Source organism: Leeuwenhoekiella marinoflava DSM 3653 (assembly GCF_900129005.1).
Lineage (GTDB): Bacteria > Bacteroidota > Bacteroidia > Flavobacteriales > Flavobacteriaceae > Leeuwenhoekiella > Leeuwenhoekiella marinoflava.
Genome location: NZ_FQUN01000016.1, coordinates 114,070 through 132,894 on the forward strand (window position 1 = coordinate 114,070; position 18,825 = coordinate 132,894).

The window sequence follows — 18,825 nt, forward strand, 5'->3', positions numbered from 1 at the left end:
ATGCGCACAATAACTCTAGTTGTAGGAGTGGTTTTAATAAGTCTTGGTATATATCAAGTTTTTGTGCCGCAAAAAGTAGTAGACTTTGCAGGTCTTAGTGTTCGTGCAAAAGAAGGACTCACAACAGAATCTTTACTTTTAATAGGTCTTGGCGTGGTTGCACTTATAGCAAGTTTTTACAAACGCACTTAAAGACCTTCGGGGCCTAAGGGTAGATTTTCAGCTTTATAATCCATTATTTTTTTAATGAATTTATGGGTCGCTTTATCGTTAGCTTTTGCTCTAATTTTTATAAAATAATGATCCCGGAAAATGCTGTATTCTTCGGCTTTACCTTTATAGAGACTCAATTTGTAGTAGGGGATGATTAGTGCATAAGACTCCAAAAGAGATCTAAAACCCACAATAATTCCGTTAGGGCGCATTTCTATATTACAGGTATTGATGTAACTGTCAAGGATAAGCAGGTTGTGAATTTCTATAGAGGCACTGGTGATAAAGAGTTTTGAAGAACCAATACCTTTCATTTTCAGACGTTCACGTATGGTAAAGGGCGGGCCGACTTGGGTGTCTATTTTCCGTTTAACTTCAAGATTATTGTAAGAGACATTCAGCAGCATTTTTTCTTTTAAAGATAAACTTTTTATCAAAAATCAATTTTGAAGCCTCTGTGGTATTTTAGCTTTGTCAACGCTAGGTTTTACGTATCTTTGCGCCTTCAGAAAAAGCACTCATGAATTTATCAGATAAACTTACACAAGCCGTAAAAGATGCGGTGCAAAGTATTTTTAATGCCGAATTAGAAAGCGTTGAAATTCAGTCAACTCGCAAGGATTTTGAAGGTGATCTTACGGTTGTTGTTTTTCCGATTCTGCGCGTTGCCAAAGGTAATCCCGCTGTGATAGGAGAGCAAATAGGGGCTTATGTGAAAGAAAACCTTGCTGAAATTTCAGATTTTAATGTGGTAAAGGGTTTTTTAAATCTGGTTATAGCAGACTCTTTTTATCTTGATTTTTTTGAGCGTATTCGTACACAAGAAAACTTTGGTCACGAGCCGGAATCAGGTAAAGCGATTATGGTTGAGTATTCTTCGCCAAATACCAATAAACCTTTGCACTTAGGGCATGTGCGTAACAATTTATTAGGATATTCAGTTGCTGAAATTTTAAAGGCTTCTGGTAAAAAAGTATATAAAACCCAAATCATCAACGACCGCGGAATCCATATTTGTAAAAGTATGCTGGCGTGGAAAAAGTTTGGAAAAGATGAAACTCCCGAGTCTACCGGATTGAAAGGCGATAAACTAGTAGGGAACTATTATGTGAAGTTTGATAAGGCGTATAAAGAGGAGCAGTCGTATTTAATTGCGCAGGGTAAAACTAAAGAAGCAGCAGAAAAAGAAGCTCCGTTGATCTTAGAAGCGCAGGATATGTTGCGCAAGTGGGAAGCAGGTGATGCAGAAGTGGTGGCGCTTTGGGAAAAAATGAACAGCTGGGTTTATGAGGGGTTTGAACAAACTTATAAAAGTTTGGGGGTTGATTTTGATAGCTATTATTACGAGAGCAATACCTATTTATTAGGAAAAGACAACATCGAAGAAGGCCTTAAAAAAGGTGTTTTTTATAAGAAGGAAGACGGTTCTGTTTGGTGTGATCTAACGGCAGATGGTCTTGACGAAAAGATCGTTTTGCGTAGTGACGGTACGGCTGTTTATATGACTCAGGATATTGGTACCGCGATTCAGCGTGTGAAAGATCATCCAGATGTAGGCGGAATGATTTATACGGTAGGAAACGAGCAAGATTATCATTTTAAAGTTTTGTTTTTGATTCTGAAAAAACTAGGCTACGACTGGGCAGAAAATCTGTATCACCTGAGTTATGGTATGGTAGATTTACCTAGCGGAAAAATGAAAAGCCGTGAGGGTACTGTGGTTGATGCTGATGATCTTATTGAAGAGATGGCTACTACAGCCGGAAACATCGCAAAAGAACTTGGTAAGCTTGACGGTTATAGCGAAGCAGAAAAGCAAGAGTTGTATAAAATCATCGGACTTGGAGCTTTGAAATATTATATTTTAAAAGTAGATCCTAAAAAACGCATTCTGTTCAATCCTGAAGAGTCTGTAGATTTTCAGGGGAATACGGGACCATTTATTCAATATACGTATGCACGTATTCAATCTATTTTGAGAAAGGCGGCAGATACCGGTGTGCCTGAAAGCGTTCCGCATAAAGAATTGCATCCTAGAGAAAAGGAGTTGATCAAGCAAGTTGCTCTTTATCCTGAAACGGTTCAGTTAGCAGCAGAAAATCAAAGTCCGGCATTGATTGCAAATTATACCTATGATCTGGTAAAGGAGTTCAACTCATTCTATCAGCAGGTTTCGATATTAGGCGCAGAGACAGAAGAAGAGAAAAGTTTCCGTGTAGCGCTATCTAAAAAAGTGGGAGATATTATAGCATCTGCATTTGCTTTATTAGGAATTCAGGTTCCGGAACGTATGTAATTTTTAGGTACAGGTTTAAAAGAAGAAAATTATAATCTGACCTAAATTAGGTTAAATGAATATCTTCTTATTTGAAACTATTATTCTTGTATTCAAATCATTAAATTTGCAACCTTGAATCCATAAAGTGGAAAATCAATTCAGGTCATGAGCCTGGTAAATTAAGAGAAAACAAAATCCCTCGCGATTGATTCACGGGGCTGTTTATTATAAGATCTATGTTTGATAATTTAAGTGATAAGTTAGATAAGGCGATGCACGTGCTTAAGGGGCACGGTCAGATTACAGAAGTTAATGTTGCCGAAACCCTTAAAGAGATACGTCGTGCGCTTGTTGATGCAGATGTTAATTATAAAATAGCCAAAGATTTTACCAGCACGGTTAAAGAAAAAGCGCTGGGTCAAGATGTTTTGACGGCGTTAAAACCGGGTCAGTTGATGACCAAATTGGTGAAAGACGAACTTACCGAATTGATGGGTGGCGAGGCAGAAGGTCTTAACCTTTCTGGAAACCCTTCAGTGATTTTGATGTCTGGTTTGCAGGGTAGTGGTAAGACTACATTTTCGGGTAAACTGGCTAATTTCCTTAAGACTAAGAAGACAAAAAAACCGCTTCTTGTTGCCTGTGACGTGTATCGTCCTGCGGCGATAGATCAGCTTCACGTTGTGGGTGATCAGATAGGAGTTGAGGTTTATTCTAATAAAGAAGAAAAAGATCCTGTAAAAATCTCTGAAGCTGCAATTGCACACGCAAAAGCAAATGGATTTAATGTAGTGATCATTGATACCGCGGGTCGTCTTGCAGTTGATCAGGCGATGATGAACGAGATTGCTGCGATACACAAAGCAATTGAGCCTCAGGAAACTTTGTTTGTTGTAGATTCTATGACAGGTCAGGATGCTGTAAATACAGCAAAAGCTTTTAATGATATTCTTAATTTTGATGGGGTAATCTTAACCAAATTAGATGGTGATACGCGCGGTGGTGCGGCACTTTCTATTAGGACGGTTGTAGATAAGCCTATCAAATTCATCGGTACCGGTGAGAAGATGGAAGCAATAGATGTTTTCTATCCTTCTCGTATGGCAGACCGTATTCTGGGGATGGGAGATGTGGTGTCTCTTGTGGAGCGTGCTCAGGAACAATTTGACGAAGAAGAAGCGCGTAAGCTGCAAAAGAAAATTGCAAAGAACCAATTTGGTTTTGATGATTTCTTAAAGCAAATACAGCAGATCAAGAAAATGGGTAATATGAAAGACTTGATTGGGATGATTCCTGGTGCCGGTAAAGCGCTTAAAGGTCTTGATATAGATGATGATGCTTTTAAAGGAATTGAAGCAATTATTCACAGTATGACTCCAGATGAGCGTACGCAGCCTTCAATCATAAACAGCAGTCGTAAAAAACGTATCAGCAAAGGGTCTGGAACTTCGGTTCAAGAAGTAAACCAGTTGCTGAAACAATTCAATCAGATGAGTAAGATGATGAAAATGATGCAGGGTGGAGGTGGAGCCAAAATGATGCAGATGATGAATAATATGCGATAGAACTAGTTAGCAATTTTCGGTCTCATTAAGTAGGGAGACTATTAAATTATATGATCAATAATCCAGGAAGGTTTGGTTGTAACTGAAAACTGCCAGCTGATACTGCCAACTATATAGAGTATGACAATCTTAGACGGAAAAAAAACCAGTAACGATTTAAAAAATGAGATCGCCGAAGAAGTAAAAGCTATGAAAGCGAGAGGCGAAAAAGTTCCTCATTTAGCTGCAGTTTTGGTAGGTAGTGATGGTGCAAGTTTAACTTATGTAGGAAGTAAAGTTCGTGCTTGTGAGCGCATAGGTTTTGAGTCTACTTTGATTCAGTTGCCGGAAGAAACTACCGAAGAAGAGTTGCTCAATCAAATAGATAAGTTGAATAAAGACTCTGAAATAGACGGGTATATTGTTCAGCTTCCGTTACCGAAGCATATAGATTCTCAGAAAGTATTATTGGCTGTTGATCCTGATAAAGATGTAGATGGTTTCCATCCTACAAATTTTGGGAAAATGGCTCAGGATATGCCGGTTTTTATTCCTGCTACGCCTTTTGGAATTATGGAATTGCTTAAGCGTTATGACGTAGAAACTTCAGGTAAACATACTGTAGTAATAGGTCGCAGTCATATCGTAGGTCGCCCAATGAGTATCTTGATGTCTCAAAAAGGTAACCCTGGAGACAGCACGGTAACGTTGACACATAGTCGAACAAAAAACCTTGAAGAACTAACCAAACAAGCGGATATAATCATTACTGCTTTAGGGGTTCCAGAATTTTTGAAAGCTGATATGGTAAAAGACAATGTTACCATTATTGATGTAGGGATCACACGTGTTCCTGATGAAACTAAAGAACGCGGTTATAGAATTACCGGTGATGTAGATTTTGAAGCGGTAAGTAAAAAAGCATCTTTCATTACTCCTGTTCCTGGAGGTGTAGGGCCAATGACCATTGCAATGCTGTTGAAAAATACGTTGCTAGCCAGAGCAAGACACAACGAACTTCAATCTTAAGAATCTGAAGTTTTAAGTATAAAATCTTATAATAAGTGTTTAGCACCTAAAGCCGCGCCAATAATGCCGGCGTGATTGCGCGTATGTGCAGCCATAATAGGGATATCGGTTTTTAAGTATTTAATATATTCATCCAGATTTTTACTCGCACCACCACCTATGATTATCAATTCGGGCTGAGAGATGGTGCTTACCATCTGTATAAATTTGTTGAAGCGTTTGCCCCACTTTTTAAAGCTCATATCATTATCGAGCCTTACTCGTCTGGATGCATATTCTTCTATAGTTTTTTTCTTTTTATAATGCATTTGCCCTAATTCAAAGTTGGGAATTAGTGCGCCATTAAAGAAAACACCACTTCCTATACCGGTTCCTACGGTAACAACGATCACGAGGCCATCAACGCCTTTACCTACGCCAAATTCCATTTCGGCAAGTCCGGCTGCATCAGCATCATTCATCACATTTACCGGTAATCCTATTTTTTGAGAAATCATATCATCAACCTGAATTCCTAACCAGGATTTATCCAAGTTTCCATATTCAAGAGCTTTTCCTTTATGAATAACAGTTGGGAAACCAATGCCTACAGGGCCTTTCCAATCCCAATGTGTTACAACATCGGCAATAGTGTTAACCATAGCTTTGGGGTCACGGGGAACAGGAGTGTCTAGTCTAAAACGTTCACCTAAGTATTCTTCTTTATCTAGATTAACTGGAACACCTTTTATCCCTGAACCACCTACGTCAACTCCTAGTATTTGCATAAAATATTGTTTGGTCTAAATTATAAAGTACTCAAAAATTATATTTGATTTTTGAGTAGCTGGTAATGCTAAGGGGCAATTTATTGAAAAACCATAAAAAATAATAGTATAATTCCAAGAATATACAGCAGCCAATACGGTTTTAGGCTTAACGGGTTATTGCCGAATAGTATTTTGGTGAGTTGCAACATCGCGGGACGATGCTTTGCGATATAATTGTAGGATTTATCACTTAGTGATCTAAATATCTTATTAGAAGTGTACCACCTGTGATACGGGTAACTCTTCCGCTCTGCATAATCATAACAGCGATATGCAGAATCAGGACCGCTAAATACATTTCCGTTAGGTTCTATAAGTCGGCTTGCTTTTTTAAATTCCTTTAGAGGAAAATCTTTATACTGTTGCGATGTTTCCTGAAAAGTTTTGAATTCTAGAGCATCACCGGTTTTAGCCTTCCATCGGGTTATCCAGAATTTGCAGAAGCCGCAATGACCATCCCAAATGAGAACAGGTTTATATTTAGGTGGATATTTAGTCTTGAGTATCTTCTGAAACATCGGGAGCTAGATCATCAAATTCTATATTCTGATCACCATACTCATGCTTATAGATTTTTACAATAAGCAAGAATAAACTAATGAGTAAGGGACCAAATATGAGTCCTATAAATCCAAATAAAGGGACTCCAACAATTACACCAATAAGGGTTACTAAAGGGTGCACGTTAGCTAGACGCTCTAATACATAGAGGCGTATTAAATTATCTGTAGAACCGACTACCACAAGGCCATAAATTGCAATACCTACAGCTTGAAGGTTGTTTCCGCTGGCAACCATAAGAATTACAACGGGAACAATACCCAATAAAGTACCCACAAATGGAATCATACTACCAATGGCAGTAATTACAAACCAGAAAAAAGGATCTGGTACACCAAAGATGAAAAAGCCTATCAAGGCTACAATACCTTGAGCCAATGCAACCAGAGGTATTCCTAAAGCATTGCTCTTTACCATAGCAACACTCTCGTGACCTATGCGTGTGATATTTTCTTTATTAAGCGGAATAAAAGCATAAAGCGATTTATGCATTGTATCATTGTTGACCAGCATGTAGTACAAAATAAAATACATAATCCCTATTGCGATAAACACATTAAACGTACCGCCGGCAAAATTTTGAAGATTGGTAGAAACCCAGCTTGTAATAGAATTAGTATCTATAGACTCACTTACTTTAAAACCTAAATCAGCCTCCCAAACCCCTATTTGTTGTTTTACAACTTCAACAACGCGTTCAGAATTTTTAACAGCCTTACCAATTTTATTAGTCAGCATCATCACGGTGAGCCCTATAGGTACCAGGATGACAAGAAAAGAAGCCAACATACCTGTCCCGGCTGCAAGTCCTAACTTCCAGCCTCTATCTACTAGCCATTTTACAAATTTGCGTAGGAGAACATACAAGGTGATTGCGCCTAAAACACCAGATAAATAAGGAGTCATTTCTTCTACAATTAATACAAAGAGAAAGAGTATTAAAATAATCAAGAACAGCTGGCGTACCAATTCAGGTTTTAGTTTATTCATTATTTTGCAAATAGTTGAGATATATCTTTAAAACTTTTAAACTCTAGTGCATTGCCACAAGGATCGTAAAAGAACATAGTTGCTTGTTCGCCGGGAAGCCCTTCAAACCGAATATAAGGCTCAATGATAAATTCTATATTTTTAGATTTTAGTTTTTTGGCAAAAACCTGAAAATCATTCCATTCCAGAACTACCCCAAAGTGAGGAACCGGGACTTCTTTGCCGTCTACAGCATTGTGATGTACAGATGCTTTTTCTTCCTTTGGTTTATAGTGTATAACCAGTTGATGTCCAAAAAAATTAAAATCTACCCACTGCTCACTGCTGCGACCTTCAGAAAGTTCTAAGGTGTCTCTATAAAACTTACGAGCTTTGGCTACGTCGTCAACGGGAATAGCTAAGTGAAAAGGTGAAGGCATAAGCGTAATAGATCGGTTAGTTTGTGTTAGTTATTGCGTAAAGCTTCGATGAGTTCTTTTTTACTCATTTTAGATCTGCCGTCAATTCCTATTTTTTTAGCTTGCTGGTAAAGGTCTTTCTTTGTGCGATCTTCATATCTTTCAGCTTCACCACCTTTTTTACCGGCATCGGGAGTGTTTGCAATACGAGCAGACTTTTCTTTGCTGTAACCTTGATCGCGCAAAGCTTCGTATTGCTCTTCATTTTTAACCGAAGGAATCTTGTCTACCATAATTTTTAAATCTAAATAAATGCTATTTAAAAATAAAAGGAATTATTCAGTTAGGCATACTCCTTAACACAGGTTTAATGATTACTGCATTTTATGGTGTGGTGAAGTGAAATGATTTCTGATTTAGCAGGAAGCTTTACATTCTTCTGCGTCTGGGACCTGAAGGTTTTACAATAGGCCTTTTTCCAGGCTCTGTATTAGGATCAAATTCACCGCTGCTTTCTGAAAGTAATGCGTTGAGTTGTTTCAATTCTTCTTTGGTGAACTGGCGATATTTTCCCACACTAACATCCAGATTGATATTCATAATCCGTACTCTTTTCAATCTCGTTACATTATAGCCCAGATGCTCGCACATACGTCTAATCTGGCGATTGAGACCTTGCGTTAAGATAATTTTGAAGCGTTTTTTGCCCAGTTGTTCTACTTCACATTTTCGGGTAATGGTGTCTAGAATAGGAACACCACCAGCCATACTCTTTACAAAAGAAGCGGTGATGGGTTTATCCACTTCAACAATATATTCTTTATCGTGATTATTACGAGCACGTAGAATTTTATTAACAATGTCGCCATCATTGGTCAAAAAGATTAGGCCTTCACTGGCTTTATCAAGTCTTCCTACCGGAAAAACGCGAGTAGGATAGTTGATGTAGTCAATGATATTGTCTTTTTCTACCCGCGTGTCTGTAGTACAAACTATACCAACAGGTTTGTTAAACATTAAGTAAACAGGTGGATCTTTTGCTTCGCCTACTAATTTTCCGTCAACTCGTATTTCATCTGCTGCACTCACTTTAGTGCCCATTTCCGGTACGCTTCCGTTAATTGTAATACGACCTGCATCAATAAGTTTGTCTGCCTCCCGGCGTGAACAAAAACCTACTTCGCTTAGAAACTTATTAATTCGAGTTAAAGGAATTTCTGACATAGTGTTTGATTTAAATAAGAATGATTTCTTACTCTTTTAAAAAATTTACGATTTTTTCGTTTACCTCATTATCATAAAGCGAATGGTTAAGCCCTTCAGTCTCTATAAATTCAGATTTTTTTAATTCTGAATGAATGGCGTGTGAGCCAGAAGCCGGAGTAATGATGTCATCTTTATCGTGAACAACTAGCGTAGGCACGGTTATTTTTTTCGCGAAAGCGGAAGAAGAAAACTCAACAGTTTTAAAATTGAATTTGTTCAGGAAAAAATTATCCAATGCTTTTAATGCGCGACTGTTTAGACCTAAAAGTTTCTGGTAATCTTTCAAAATACTTTCTAGTTTATCTGGCGCTCCTAGAACGACCAGCTTTTCAGTTTTAAAAGTATCTGGCTGTGACTGATTGTATAAAACCGTCATCCCACCCATAGAATGACCGATGAGGTAATCTGGCTGATAAGCATTTAAGATAACGCTTAGCGCCTTGTGATAAAGCGGCACATAAAAGTATTTACCGCTACTGTAACCGTGCGCCGGCGCGTCAAAGGCGATGATGTTGTAATCTTCTTTTTGAAACCGGTGAATCATATCTTTCCAACGGTGTGTATGACTTTCCCAGCCATGAACCAGCACTATGGTTTTGCCTTTGCCCGGCCATTTATAGGGTTGTATTGTATGTTCTTCTACTGTGACCTGAGGTTCAAGATTTGGTTTTAAAAAGCCTTCGTGATGTGGTCCAATTCTACCGCGTCTGGGTTTGCTAAAAACTTTAAAAGCTTTTTTTGCCGAAGCTTTAGGACTTACTAAAGCAAGTGCGTTGATGTATGAACCAATCGCTTTCGGAAGAATTTTTTTGACAATTTTATTCATAAAAAAACCCTCTTTTTGAGAGGGTCAAATATACGGGTTATGTATGGCCTAATTTTTATTTTCGGCATCAATAACATCTGTGTCTTTTCGATATTTTAATAGTGATATACCAGAAAGGAAAAAAATACCGCCCAATATTGCTAATGCCCAAGGGCTAACGCCTGTACTCATACTTCCAAAAACCCCCATAATTCCTATTACAAGCGAGATTGCTCCTCCTATTACCATCACTAGTGCTAAAATCTTAATCATAATTGTATAACGTATTAGGTTAGATTTTAAAAGTACAGCTATAGACTCAAGCTAGGTTTTAGATTAACGTGTTTTTAGGTAAGAATTAATAATTATTTACGAATTAGAATTTGATTTACAGAGCTTTGTGCACTGTAAGTGGGTTTAGCTATTCTTCTCTATTCACCTTATTAAAATCAAAAGCAGGCTTGCAAATCGAGATATAAGTACACGGTTTGTTAAAAGGATTGCTGTACTGAACGCGTGTTCCTGCAGCAATCTTAATTGACTGTCCGGCCTCTAGAATAATCTTTTCTTCATCAATTAAAAACTGCTTTTTACCTTCAAAAATAAAAGTGTACTCATCAAATTCAGGTGTTTGAAAAGGTTCGCTCCAATGTGCTGGTGCAACCATATGGGCAATACTGATTTCAGAATTACCATCACTGGCATTACCGAAGTGTTCACCAATATATTTACCGTCATCAGTAGAAATTACAAAAGGCTCTTTCTGTATGTGAAATTTTTTATCAGACATCACATTGGGTTTACCAGCCTATCATAAAATATTTGATCTTCGCATCGCTGGGTATTTCCGCAGTAGAAACCTTAGCATCCATATTGAATTTAAGTTCTCCGGGAAGTTCGTCGCGATCTATGGTAAAATATGCATTGATCTCATCTACAAAAATAACAATACTGCTAATTAAAGTTTCAACACGTGAAACTTCGTAAGCGTCTGTAATATCTTTAAAAGTACTGTTGAGGTTGATGCCTTCTTCGGTAGTATAACGTGCATCAAAAATCTGAATCGTTTTAATGGTTTTTGGAGTGCCTTCTTTTATAGGCATAAGGCTTAGTAATTGCTCGCCGCCTTTCTCATAAATTTCAATAGCATTTACATTAAGCTCTTCACTTAAGCCTGAGTTTTGGTCTACAACACTGTCTTTACTAAATAAGGTTTTAAGTTCGTCAACTTGTGTTTTTTTTGTTAATGGGCCTACTTGGTCTGTGGTAACTTTAAAAGCGTTATCACTGTTACAAGAGTTAAGCGCTATGCTTGCAATAAGGGCAATGAATAAAATACGTTTCATATAGAGTTTTGAATTAAGTCTGTTTTTTATTTGATTAGTTTCCCTAAAATACCCAGAACACCGCGTATTACCGTAGCGCTGGTGAGTACTTTAATAATAGCTTTTTCTCTAGAGCTACTACGCGAAGAAGTACGAGAATTTCTTTTAACTGTTGCACGCTCTTCTTGCGCTTTTTCTTTGGCTTCTTCACTCTCTGCTTTTTTGATTTTTGCATTGAGTAATTCATAAGCGCTCTCCCGATCTATACCGTCACTATATTTGGGAGCGAGTGCAGATTTACGATTTATTTCTTCAATCTCATCATCTGTTAAGATATCCATACGGGACATTGGCGCGCGCATCATGGTTGCAGCTAGCGGAGTGGGACGACCTTTTTCGTCTAATGCAGAAACCAAAGCTTCCCCGGTACCCAAGCTGGTTAGTACTTCCTTTGTGTCGTAATAGTCAGAATCCGGATAGTTTTCTGCTGTTAACTTTATAGCCTTTCGGTCTTTTGCGGTGAAGGCTCTCAATGCATGTTGAATTTTTAAACCCAACTGACTCAAGACTCCTTCGGGAACATCAGTGGGATTTTGAGTTACAAAATAAAGACCTACACCTTTAGAACGAATCAATTTTACAATACTTTCAATCTGACTGTGTAATGCTTTTGAAGCTTCTTTAAAAATAAGATGCGCTTCGTCTATAAAGATTACCAGTTCTGGTTGATCGCTGTCACCTTGCTCTGGGAATGTACTGTAAATTTCGGCAAGAAGGCTCAGCATAAATGTCGAAAACAGTTTAGGTCTATCTTGAATATCTGTTAACCGAATGATATTTATTTTTCCTCTTCCATTATCATCTAAGCGTAAAAGATCATCTACGTCAAAAGATTTTTCACCAAAAAAGATATCTGCACCCTGCTGTTCAAGCTGAACGATTTTTCGCAAAATAGAACCCGCAGAAGCTGTAGAAATTCTTCCGTACAAATCCTGAATTTCTTCCTTACCTTCATCGGTTGCGTATTGTAAAACTTTTTTAAAGTCTTTTAAATCCAATAGTGGCAAGCTTTTGTCATCACAATATTTAAAAAGTATGGCAATAATACCGGCTTGTGCATCTGTTGCATCAAGAATACGAGAGAATAAAACGGGGCCAAATTCACTCACAGTAGCACGCAGCCGCACTCCATTTTGCTCAGAAAGTGTAAGTAATTCTACAGGAAAGTCTTTGGCTTCAAAGGGTAATCCTATTTTCTCGTGACGTTCATCAATTTTAGCATGGCCTTCACTTGCTTTTGCGATACCGCTAAGATCACCTTTCATATCCATAAGCAGAACCGGAACTCCTTTTTCTGAAAGATTCTCGGCCAGAACTTGTAGCGTTTTGGTTTTACCCGTACCGGTTGCCCCGGCAATAAGACCGTGGCGGTTCATCGTTTTCAATGGAATTTTTACGTATGCACCGGTAATGGTTTGACCCTCTAACATAGCAGCTCCTACGGTGATACTTTCTCCTTTAAAGGTGTTGCCTTGTATAATAAGATCTTTAAATGCTTCAGTTTGATTCATCAGTGAAAATTTAGACTAAAAATAAGGATTAATGCCAAAAAGCAACCAGTTGATAAAACTATTCTTTCTTCAATATTAATATTCTGCGTTTACTTGATATATTCCTATTTCTTCAGAAGAAAATAAGATAGCTAAGCTTTGGCAACGATTTCATTGCGGTGTATCTTTGCGCTCTATGACAAAAGAGGCAATAGCAAACCGGGTAGAGCTCGGTGAATTACTTCCGTTAATGGAAGAATTTTATACCATACAAGGTGAGGGTGCTCATACTGGTACTCCTGCATATTTTATTAGAGTAGGTGGTTGTGATGTAGGCTGTCACTGGTGTGATGTTAAAGAAAGCTGGGATGCGGCGATACATCCTCCTACAGAAGCAGCGGCGATTGTAGCTAATGCGAAAAAATACAGTAAAACTATTGTGATCACAGGTGGTGAACCGTTAATGTGGGATATGAATCACCTCACTCGTATGCTTAAAGCCGAAGGCTTAAACGTGCATATTGAGACTTCTGGTGCTTATGAATTATCTGGTCATTGGGATTGGATTTGTCTTTCTCCTAAGAAACGAATGTTACCAAAGCCTCGCATTTATGAGGAGGCTCACGAACTAAAAGTGATCATTTATAATAAAAATGACTTCGCTTTCGCGGAAGAACATGCCGAAAAAGTGAATGGTAAGTGCGAATTATTTTTACAGCCAGAATGGAGTGTGCGAGAAAAAATGACTCCATTTATAGTAGAGTATGTTATGGCAAATCCAAAATGGAAAGTTAGCTTGCAAACACATAAATACCTAAATATACCTTAAACAAAAGAGGCTTCCAGAATGGAAGCCCTTTTTGTTTAATAGATGATGAAAATTACATTTCAACTTCTTCGATTGGAACTTGAATATATAAATCATCCCATCCTAAGAACATATCAGATCCATTTTCTGTAGGTTGAAATGAAATTGAGAATGCCTCAATGGGGGCGGCTGTTTTATGTGCTGGTATTTTAAAACGTACCAAGTCGCGTTCCTCTTTATATCCGTAAGCACCCCAAGTGTCTAGGTCTTTGTTAAGGATTACCGTCCACTCATCTTCAGTAGGAATTGTAAATAATGTATAAGTTCCGGCAGGTACTTTGGTGTCACCTACCATCATTTCTTTATAGAATTTAATTTCGGTAGACTCGTTAGCTCCGGTTCTCCAAACCTCACCATATTTTTCCATTCCATCTTCTTCAGCAAAAACGTCGCGTCCTTTTTTCTGAGGTCTACTGTAGATAACACGTACTCGAGGAGCTTTATCCTGACCGCGAAACATTGCGATATCTAATGGACTTTTATCCAGCTCGCTAAATTTTTGTGCGTTTGCTGTGCTGCCAAAAACTAAGGTAGCTACCAGAATGCTTTTAATTACTAGAGTTTTCATAAATATTTTTAATTGTTGAAAGTCAAAATTTTATACAAATGTACAATGCTGCAAAACCTACAGTTGTTAAGGCTTTATTAAAATGATAGAAGTTTGCAGTTATAAATTGAAAGACTAAAAAGGATATTCATCAAGTTTTGTATTTATAGTAATTGAAAATGTAAAGTTTCAATTTGTAAGCATATATTCATTTTTTGTTTGTGAATTGGAATGTGTGTTGCATCTTTGAGCCAACAAATTAAAACAATACGATTATGTGCGGGATAGTATGTGCCTACGAATTGAAGCAACCAGCTGATGTCTTAAGACCACAGCTTTTAGAAATGTCAAAAAAAATACGTCACCGTGGTCCAGACTGGAATGGTGTTTATAGCGACGAGAAAGCTATTCTCGCTCACGAGCGTTTATCTATAGTTGACCCTGCATCAGGGAAACAACCTTTGTTAAGCCCTGACGGAAAATTAATTCTTGCGGCGAATGGTGAGATTTATAATCATCAGGAATTACGCAAGCAATTAAAAGGAAAATATGATTTTAAAACACAGTCTGATTGTGAAGTGATATTAGCACTTTATCAAGAAGAGGGTCCTGCTTTCTTAGATAAATTGAACGGAATTTTTGCATTTTCATTATACGATTCTGAGAAAGATGAGTATTTCGTAGCTCGTGATCATATGGGTATTATTCCGCTTTATATGGGTTGGGATCAGCACGGAACTTTCTATGTGGCTTCAGAATTGAAAGCTTTAGAAGGAACTTGTACTAAAATTGAATTATTTCCTCCGGGACACTATTTACACAGTGCAGAAGGAGAGTTAAGAAGATGGTATGAGCGTGACTGGATGGAGTATGATGCAGTTAAGGATAATGAAACTAGCATTGATAAATTGAGAGATGCTTTAGAAGCGGCAGTTCATCGTCAGTTAATGTCTGATGTACCTTATGGGGTGTTGCTTTCAGGAGGTTTAGATTCTTCTATTACTTCTGCAGTAGCAAAAAAATATGCTGAAAAACGTATTGAGTCTGGAGATACAGACGGAGCTTGGTGGCCAAGGCTGCACTCATTCTCTGTAGGTTTAGAAGGCTCTCCAGATTTAGCTGCAGCACAAAAAGTTGCAGATCATATCGGAACGGTGCATCACGAGATTAAATTCACAATTCAGGAAGGTCTGGATGCGATTAAAGATGTGATCTATAACTTAGAGACTTACGATATCACTACGATTAGAGCTTCGACTCCTATGTATTTGATGGCTCGTGTAATCAAGTCTATGGGTGTAAAAATGGTTCTTTCCGGAGAAGGAGCAGATGAGGTTTTTGGAGGATATCTTTATTTTCACAAGGCACCTGATGCTAAAGAATTCCATGAGGAAACTGTGCGTAAACTGAGCAAACTGCATATGTATGATTGCTTAAGAGCAAATAAATCTCTTGCTGCATGGGGTATTGAAGGTCGTGTTCCATTCTTAGATAAAGAATTTATGGATGTAGCGATGCGCATTAACCCACAAGATAAAATGATCAATGGGGAGCGTATGGAGAAATGGGTGCTGCGTAAAGCATTTGAATCGTATTTACCGGAGAGTGTTGCCTGGAGACAAAAAGAACAGTTTTCTGATGGTGTAGGTTATAGCTGGATTGATACCTTAAAAGAAATGGTTGACGAGAAAGTTAGTGATGAGCAACTAGCTAATGCTAAATATAAATTTCCAATCCAAACACCGGGTAACAAAGAGGAATACTATTACAGAAGTATTTTTGCTGAGCATTTCCCAAGTGACGCAGCAGCAATGAGTGTTCCTCAGGAAGCGTCAGTAGCGTGTAGTACTAAGATTGCTTTAGAGTGGGATGAGGCATTTAAAAACATGAATGATCCATCTGGTAGAGCTGTGGCAAACGTGCACAGTGATGCTTATAAAAAGAAAGAATTGGCATAATCCACTTTACATAGTTTGTTTAAAAAACGCCTCCTCAAAAAGAAGGCGTTTTTTAGTTTTAATAGCTAATCACAAGCATTCCTTAGAATACTAAAATTCGAATGTATTTTTTTCACAATTTGTTGATAACTTCACGTGTTTGGCGCGGCTTTTGACATATTATCGCGTAGCCTTTTTTTATATTTGTTAGCTAGCTGTAAGTAAGGTTTTAAACTTTATTTATAGGGTTTAGGTTTAAAGCATTCGCTTTGTCTAGCAAATAGTTTTAGGTTGAAAATTATAGTTTCAATTTTTAAAGCATTCACGTCTAAACTTTCTGATAATTGCAGAGGTTCTAGATAATAAAAACAGAAAATTAACTTAATAAAGATATATGAGCGAAGAAGCCAATAATAAGCAATATTCGGCAGACAGCATTCAGGCGCTGGAAGGAATGGAGCACGTGCGTATGCGTCCATCGATGTATATTGGGGATGTAGGAGTGCGTGGTTTGCATCATCTGGTTTATGAAGTTGTTGACAACTCTATAGATGAGGCTATGGCAGGTCATTGTGACGCCATAGATGTGATTATAAATGAAAATAACTCGATTTCTGTAAAAGATAACGGTCGGGGTATTCCGGTGGATTTACACAAGAAAGAAGGTGTTTCTGCACTTCAGGTTGTAATGACCAAAATTGGTGCCGGTGGTAAATTTGATAAAGATTCCTATAAAGTTTCCGGTGGTTTACACGGTGTGGGTGTTAGTTGTGTTAACGCACTCTCAGATCACTTGAGAGCTACGGTTTACCGGGATGGTAAAATTTGGGAACAGGAGTATGAGAAGGGTAAAGCCATGTATCCTGTTAAAGGAATTGGTGATACAGATGACCGCGGTACTGCGGTGACTTTCCTGCCAGATCCTACCATATTTCAGCAGACTACAGAATTTAATTACGATACGCTAGCTAGTCGTATGCGTGAACTTTCTTATCTGAATAAAGGAATCACCATTACTTTGATGGATAAGCGTCAGAAAGATGAAAAAGGAGAGTTTCCTGTTGAAACTTTTCATTCTGATGAAGGATTGAAAGAATTTGTTCGTTTTATGGATGGTAATCGTCAGCCAATTATTGGAGATGTTATATCTATGGAAGGGGAGAAGAATGATATTCCTGTAGAAGTCGCAATGATTTACAACGACAGTTATGCAGAGAACTTGCATTCTTATGTAAACAATATTAATACTCATGAAGGAGGGACTCATCTTGCGGGTTTTAGACGGGGTTTAACAAGCTCGCTTAAGAAATATGCAGATGCTTCTGGAATGTTAGATAAACTGAAATTTGAGATTGCTGGAGATGACTTTAGAGAAGGTCTGACAGCAATTATTTCGGTTAAAGTGGCAGAGCCTCAATTTGAAGGTCAGACTAAAACAAAATTAGGTAACCGTGAAGTAACTTCTGCGGTTTCGCAGGCAGTTTCTGAAATGGTAGAAATATACCTTGAAGAGCATCCTGATGATGCAAAAATCATTGTACAAAAAGTGATTCTTGCTGCTCAAGCACGTCATGCAGCTAAGAAGGCACGTGAGATGGTACAGCGTAAGACGGTTATGAGTATAGGTGGTTTGCCTGGAAAACTAGCCGACTGTTCTGAGACAGATCCTCAGGCTTGTGAAGTGTTCTTAGTAGAGGGAGACTCTGCAGGTGGAACTGCAAAAATGGGTCGTGACCGTAACTTTCAAGCAATTCTTCCACTACGCGGAAAAATCTTGAATGTTGAAAAAGCAATGCAACATAAGGTTTTTGAAAACGAAGAAATCAAGAATATTTTTACGGCTTTAGGTGTTACTATAGGTACTGAAGAAGATAGTAAAGCCTTGAATCTTTCGAAATTACGTTATCACAAAATCGTGATTATGTGTGATGCCGATGTAGATGGTAGCCACATTGCAACGTTAATTCTAACATTCTTCTTCCGTTATATGCGTGAGTTAGTTGAAGGTGGGCACGTTTATATTGCTACACCTCCACTTTACTTACTCAAAAAGGGTAAGAAAATGCGTTATGCTTGGAGTGAGAAGGAGCGTGATGAATATAACGAGCAAATGGGTGGAAGCGCTGGTGTGCAGCGTTATAAGGGTCTTGGTGAGATGAATGCAGAGCAATTGTGGGATACCACAATGAATCCTGAATTTAGAACACTACGTCAGGTAACTATAGATAATGGTACAGAGGCAGATCGTATTTTTTCTATGTTAATGGGGGATGAGGTGCCGCCGCGTAGAGAATTTATTGAGAAAAATGCAGTTTATGCTAATATTGATGCATAATTAATGATAAATAGAATAAAAAGAGGCTGTCTAAAAAGTCAAGACAGCCTCTTTTTTTTATGGATTTATTCTGAATATGTTTTACTTTCATGGTATGAAAGCAAAACCTGTTTGGAAGACCGACCATCAGTCTCAGTTGAGCCTGCTTCCGCCTAGTTATGATGATTTTGTACCGCAGAACCATCCTGTACGTATAGTAAATGCGATTGTCAACCGGATCGATATAAGTTCCATTGAGGTCACTTATAAAGGCGGTGGTACATCAAGCTATCATCCCCGTGCACTGCTTAAGATACTGATCTATGCTTACCTTCGCAACCTGTATTCCTCCCGCAAGATAGAGCAGGCCCTTGGAGAGAATATCCATTTT

Annotated in this window: 21 protein-coding genes; 8 read left to right on the forward strand and 13 right to left on the reverse strand. The window is 38.1% G+C overall.

Features of this window, described 5'->3' with window-relative positions; genetic code table 11:
- The gene (locus tag BUB91_RS15050; protein ID WP_254796109.1) at window positions 1-192 is read left to right on the forward strand and encodes a hypothetical protein; all 192 of its coding nucleotides are present in this window, start codon (window positions 1-3) and stop codon (window positions 190-192) included.
- Here BUB91_RS15050 and BUB91_RS15055 read toward each other — a convergent pair.
- Complete coding sequence (locus BUB91_RS15055; protein ID WP_073100128.1) at window positions 189-620, reverse strand: hypothetical protein; 432 nt, start codon at window positions 618-620, stop codon at window positions 189-191. The genes BUB91_RS15050 and BUB91_RS15055 overlap by 4 nt on opposite strands.
- Window positions 621-733: 113 nt before the next feature.
- Here BUB91_RS15055 and argS point away from each other — a divergent pair, with 113 nt between their 5' ends.
- The 3 genes from argS to folD all read left to right on the forward strand — a co-directional run bounded on the left by argS (window position 734) and on the right by folD (window position 5,064).
- Window positions 734-2,509, forward strand: coding sequence for an arginine--tRNA ligase (gene argS, locus BUB91_RS15060; RefSeq protein WP_073100108.1), 1,776 nt, complete (start codon window positions 734-736; stop codon window positions 2,507-2,509).
- A 218-nt stretch (window positions 2,510-2,727) separates the two neighbouring features.
- Window positions 2,728-4,056: a signal recognition particle protein gene (gene ffh, locus BUB91_RS15065; RefSeq protein ID WP_073100109.1), complete on the forward strand. Its 1,329-nt coding sequence runs from the start codon at window positions 2,728-2,730 to the stop codon at window positions 4,054-4,056.
- Between the two features lie 120 nt (window positions 4,057-4,176).
- Window positions 4,177-5,064, forward strand: coding sequence for a bifunctional methylenetetrahydrofolate dehydrogenase/methenyltetrahydrofolate cyclohydrolase FolD (gene folD, locus BUB91_RS15070; RefSeq protein ID WP_073100110.1), 888 nt, complete (start codon window positions 4,177-4,179; stop codon window positions 5,062-5,064).
- A gap of 26 nt (window positions 5,065-5,090) precedes the next feature.
- On the opposite strand, the gene ppgK is transcribed toward folD, so the two are convergent.
- The 11 genes from ppgK to BUB91_RS15125 form a co-directional block, all read right to left on the reverse strand.
- Entirely contained in the window at window positions 5,091-5,831 is a 741-nt protein-coding gene (gene ppgK / locus BUB91_RS15075; RefSeq protein WP_073100111.1) for a polyphosphate--glucose phosphotransferase, read from the reverse strand.
- 80 nt (window positions 5,832-5,911) lie between these two features.
- Complete coding sequence (locus tag BUB91_RS15080; protein ID WP_073100112.1) at window positions 5,912-6,391, reverse strand: thiol-disulfide oxidoreductase DCC family protein; 480 nt, start codon at window positions 6,389-6,391, stop codon at window positions 5,912-5,914.
- Entirely contained in the window at window positions 6,366-7,424 is a 1,059-nt protein-coding gene (locus BUB91_RS15085; RefSeq protein ID WP_073100113.1) for an AI-2E family transporter, read from the reverse strand. The genes BUB91_RS15080 and BUB91_RS15085 overlap by 26 nt, the downstream gene beginning before the upstream one ends.
- Entirely contained in the window at window positions 7,424-7,843 is a 420-nt protein-coding gene (locus BUB91_RS15090; protein ID WP_073100114.1) for a VOC family protein, read from the reverse strand. The genes BUB91_RS15085 and BUB91_RS15090 overlap by 1 nt, the downstream gene beginning before the upstream one ends.
- Before the next feature lie 26 nt (window positions 7,844-7,869).
- Complete coding sequence (locus tag BUB91_RS15095) at window positions 7,870-8,115, reverse strand: DUF7218 family protein (protein ID WP_073100115.1); 246 nt, start codon at window positions 8,113-8,115, stop codon at window positions 7,870-7,872.
- A gap of 136 nt (window positions 8,116-8,251) precedes the next feature.
- The gene (rluF, locus tag BUB91_RS15100) at window positions 8,252-9,046 is read right to left on the reverse strand and encodes a 23S rRNA pseudouridine(2604) synthase RluF (RefSeq protein WP_073100116.1); all 795 of its coding nucleotides are present in this window, start codon (window positions 9,044-9,046) and stop codon (window positions 8,252-8,254) included.
- Window positions 9,047-9,074: 28 nt separating this feature from the next.
- Entirely contained in the window at window positions 9,075-9,914 is an 840-nt protein-coding gene (locus BUB91_RS15105; RefSeq protein WP_073100117.1) for an alpha/beta fold hydrolase, read from the reverse strand.
- A 48-nt stretch (window positions 9,915-9,962) separates the two neighbouring features.
- A complete protein-coding gene (locus BUB91_RS15110; protein WP_073100118.1) occupies window positions 9,963-10,166 on the reverse strand; it encodes a hypothetical protein in 204 nt (67 codons plus the stop codon).
- Window positions 10,167-10,314: 148 nt separating this feature from the next.
- Entirely contained in the window at window positions 10,315-10,683 is a 369-nt protein-coding gene (locus tag BUB91_RS15115) for a cupin domain-containing protein (RefSeq protein WP_073100119.1), read from the reverse strand.
- Between the two features lie 10 nt (window positions 10,684-10,693).
- Entirely contained in the window at window positions 10,694-11,239 is a 546-nt protein-coding gene (locus tag BUB91_RS15120) for a hypothetical protein (RefSeq protein WP_073100120.1), read from the reverse strand.
- Window positions 11,240-11,265: 26 nt separating this feature from the next.
- Window positions 11,266-12,789 (reverse strand): helicase HerA-like domain-containing protein, encoded by a 1,524-nt coding sequence (locus BUB91_RS15125; protein ID WP_073100121.1) that lies wholly within the window; start codon window positions 12,787-12,789, stop codon window positions 11,266-11,268.
- 175 nt (window positions 12,790-12,964) lie between these two features.
- On the opposite strand from BUB91_RS15125, the gene BUB91_RS15130 reads away from it, so the two are divergent.
- Complete coding sequence (locus BUB91_RS15130; RefSeq protein ID WP_073100122.1) at window positions 12,965-13,597, forward strand: 7-carboxy-7-deazaguanine synthase QueE; 633 nt, start codon at window positions 12,965-12,967, stop codon at window positions 13,595-13,597.
- A 52-nt stretch (window positions 13,598-13,649) separates the two neighbouring features.
- Here BUB91_RS15130 and BUB91_RS15135 read toward each other — a convergent pair whose 3' ends face one another.
- Window positions 13,650-14,204: a DUF2911 domain-containing protein gene (locus BUB91_RS15135; protein ID WP_073100123.1), complete on the reverse strand. Its 555-nt coding sequence runs from the start codon at window positions 14,202-14,204 to the stop codon at window positions 13,650-13,652.
- Between the two features lie 254 nt (window positions 14,205-14,458).
- On the opposite strand from BUB91_RS15135, the gene asnB reads away from it, so the two are divergent.
- The 3 genes from asnB to BUB91_RS15150 all read left to right on the forward strand — a co-directional run.
- A complete protein-coding gene (gene asnB / locus BUB91_RS15140) occupies window positions 14,459-16,141 on the forward strand; it encodes an asparagine synthase B (RefSeq protein ID WP_073100124.1) in 1,683 nt (560 codons plus the stop codon).
- A 373-nt stretch (window positions 16,142-16,514) separates the two neighbouring features.
- Complete coding sequence (gene gyrB / locus BUB91_RS15145) at window positions 16,515-18,455, forward strand: DNA topoisomerase (ATP-hydrolyzing) subunit B (RefSeq protein WP_073100125.1); 1,941 nt, start codon at window positions 16,515-16,517, stop codon at window positions 18,453-18,455.
- 94 nt (window positions 18,456-18,549) lie between these two features.
- Window positions 18,550-18,825 (forward strand): transposase (locus BUB91_RS15150; protein ID WP_217653698.1); only part of this gene is annotated, 276 nt, incomplete at its 3' end.